Source organism: Mesorhizobium sp. M1338 (assembly GCF_040318045.1).
Lineage (GTDB): Bacteria > Pseudomonadota > Alphaproteobacteria > Rhizobiales > Rhizobiaceae > Mesorhizobium.
Genome location: NZ_JAMYLL010000113.1, coordinates 1 through 2,859, shown reverse-complemented (window position 1 = coordinate 2,859; position 2,859 = coordinate 1). Strand labels below are relative to the sequence as shown.

Sequence of the window (2,859 nt, the reverse complement as noted above, 5' to 3'; positions counted from 1 at the left end):
GGCTCGCCTTCGTCGGTGCCTCCCACCCCCCCCCGCCGCCCCGCCGCCCCCCCCCCCCCCCCCCCCCCCCCCCCCCCCCCCCCCCCCCCGACACCAACGAAACCGCAAAGCAATGAGGGGGGGGCAAATCCTCACTTCGCTTGACACGGTCTGCCGGCGTTGCGGCTACGCCTACTATGGCAAGGTGCGCCGCGTTCCCGCAATTACGACCCGACGAACACGCTGCGATATTATCGCTGCATCGGTGCGGATGGCTACCGCTTCAGCGACCACGCCGTGTGCGACAACCCGGCGCTGCGCGGCGATCCTGAAAGAAGCACTGTGGGATCAGGTGAAAGGCCTTTTGGAGGACCCGCGTCGTGTGGCCGACGAATATCGCCGCCGCCTCCGCCAAGCCCGCGACGAAACCCGCGAGCCGGATGAGATCGTCCGCCTCGAACGACAGATGGCCACCTTGCGTCGCGGCATCGGCCGCTGATCGACAGCTATGCCGAGGGCGTCATCGACAAGGCGGAATTCGAACCGCGTATCGCTGGCCTGAAGCAACGCCTCTCCCAGCTTCAGGAGCGGCACCGGGCGGCGGTCGAAGTGGCCGAGAACGAACGCGACCTCTCACTCCTCATCAGCCGTCTGGAAGACTTCTCCGCCAAGGTAACAGCAGGGCTCGCCGGCCTTGACCGGACCGGTATGCAGCAGATCATCCGCTCCGTGGTTCGCCGGGTCGAAATCGACGACGCGCACATCGAGATCATCTTCCGGGTTCCCCCGCTCGATGGCCAGCCGGCCCAAAATCACCAAGCAAAACGACCAGGTCCACGCAATGTTGTACAGACGTTCGTCGAGCGCACGTTCGGTTGGATGACAAGATGGCGCCGCCTCGTGCGCGACTACGAGAAGCGCATAGACGTCTCTCACGCCATGATTCTTGTCGCTATGGGCGGCAATCCGCAGAAACGCTCATCCCTGAATTTCAAAACAGAGGTCGCTATTCGTCGTACCGGCGCTCGAGCGCGTTGGCAATTCGCTCGCAAAGCAATTCAGAGGTCACGACTGTGAGGTGGAGACGAAGGCGAACTCCGTGCGTAACAACTAGACTAGGGTAGTGACAATACCGCGATCGGAGTACTCGGAGAGGTCGAGAACATCGTTGATGATGAAGTCTAGTGTTTCGCGGAGCCTTTTAGGGCGCTCATCACCGGCTTCTCTCCTAATCTAGGTTCAACGGTTGTCAACTGATCGGTGGCCTTCCAGGCAGGCCGAGCCTAATTCGCTGGCCTTCGGCGTAGCTCTCGGCAACGGCTTGAGCGTCGAATAATTGCCGAGTTATTTTACCATTTTCGACGACTTGGACAACCCATTGGCTGTCAACATTTTTCAATCGCACGTCATTCGGTTCTCCGGCAACCACCTTCGTCTTCCGTTTCAGCAATCAAGAACGAGAAATGCCAGCGGAAGTCCCAAGCCGCTGTGCCGCTCTGTAGACAACAACATCCCCCGACGTGATTTCAAATCCAGATTTTCTGACAGCAGGTCGTCGCTACACGACGGCAATCCCTTCGATCCAGTCAGAATGCTCGACGCTCTAGAATGAAGGGCGCCTTGGTCAAAGGCGCCCTTCGCATCGGCGGCAGGCTTCGATCCCGGAGGTGCGGACCTAAGCACTTTGGAAGGAGCCGCCGATGAGTCCTTTTTGGGTAACCCGCTTAGCCAACACCGGCTGAACGAGCGGATCTAGCCGCACGCAGTCGTATGCGACGGCGCTATGGGTCAATGCTTCGATCCGTCAGAACGAGCGCTGGAAGCGGAGGATACCGCCGACAGCGTTGCTCTTGCCAGCGGGGATGCCGGTCCAATCGTAACCGTTGCTGTCGTGGTCGTTATGAGCCCAGTCAACTTCGGCCGTGATCGTGAGACCCGGGACGATCTTGTAGGCGACGTTCCCCGCAAGGCCAAATTCTTTGGCCTCATCATCACACCTGGAGGTTGAACGCAGTCTTCTCGTTCAAGGTGTAGGTGGCACCACCCCAGACTGCCCAATTGCCGCCCCACATTTCCAAAATTAAATGATTTTGTCACGGTGTGGCTCCCCTGCCGCGTACGTCCGCTTGATTCCGGGATCGAATTGTGATTATGGGCTATTATATGGGCACAAATCATCTTCGCGGCCATCCGCAAGCGCTGGCCATGGATCAAGCATCTCTTCGCCGACGGCGGCTACGATCGCAGGCAATTGCTGGACAAGCCGCCCCCTCCACTTCGTAATCGAAGTGGAGGGCCGCATCGGCACCAAGCCGGACTTCAAGGTGCTGCCCAGGCCTGTCGGCTGGCTCACACGCTGGCGCCGCCTCGTGCGCGACTACGAACGACGCATCGACGTCTCCGAAACCATGATCCACGCCGCCGCGGGCAGTCTCTTGATGCGCAGAATCAGCCATTGAACCAATTCTCAAACAGACTCTAAGCCGGTCCCGCAAAGCCGTGAGCGTGGCAACTGCAACGACAGAACTGTCGGGCGCCGCACCGCTCTACACTTCTTCATTGAAACAACTCCTCATGCTTTTTGTTTTTACATACCTATTTGTCGAGACCAGAATCAGGTGAACTACGCTAGAAATCTAACTGCAGCGACCGCGCCGTGAATCAATTAGGAATTATTCCGTGATGCGTTCAATTGGTCAGACAGCTCATTTAGTACCTCAACAGTGTCTTGGCCATAATTCGGGCCAGACCGGTTGTAGAGCCCACCGATATAGGCCGGCGATCTCTCGAATTTGACGGGATGATCCCTCACCGGCCAGCGACCCATCTCTGCCTGATTCAGTTCCACCATCCAATTCAGATGATCCAGCTGAGGGTCAT

General features: G+C 58.5%; 2 protein-coding genes and 3 pseudogenes. 3 read left to right on the top strand and 2 right to left on the bottom strand.

Annotated features, from left to right (window positions below; all coding sequences use genetic code 11):
• The first annotated feature begins 250 nt into the window (after positions 1–250).
• On the top strand, positions 251–478 hold the full coding sequence (locus tag NKH19_RS33090; RefSeq protein WP_352983890.1) for a hypothetical protein: 228 nt from the start codon (positions 251–253) through the stop codon (positions 476–478).
• A 359-nt stretch (positions 479–837) separates the two neighbouring features.
• Positions 838–942: pseudogene (locus tag NKH19_RS33085) on the top strand (IS5/IS1182 family transposase); the annotation flags it as partial.
• A gap of 841 nt (positions 943–1,783) precedes the next feature.
• Here NKH19_RS33085 and NKH19_RS33080 read toward each other — a convergent pair.
• Positions 1,784–2,051 (bottom strand): annotated as a pseudogene (locus NKH19_RS33080) (porin).
• A gap of 95 nt (positions 2,052–2,146) precedes the next feature.
• Between NKH19_RS33080 and NKH19_RS33075 the strand changes: the two are divergent.
• Positions 2,147–2,438, top strand: a pseudogene (locus tag NKH19_RS33075) (IS5/IS1182 family transposase); the annotation flags it as partial.
• A 206-nt stretch (positions 2,439–2,644) separates the two neighbouring features.
• Here the strand turns inward: NKH19_RS33075 and NKH19_RS33070 are convergent.
• Positions 2,645–2,859: hypothetical protein (locus tag NKH19_RS33070; RefSeq protein ID WP_352983888.1), on the bottom strand; the 215-nt coding region annotated here is incomplete at its 5' end.

What these genes read in the sequence shown, in the direction of transcription:
- NKH19_RS33090 (WP_352983890.1), top strand. Translation starts at nt 251, where the DNA reads ATGGCTACCGCTTCAGCGACCACGCCGTGTGCGACAACCCGGCGCTGC.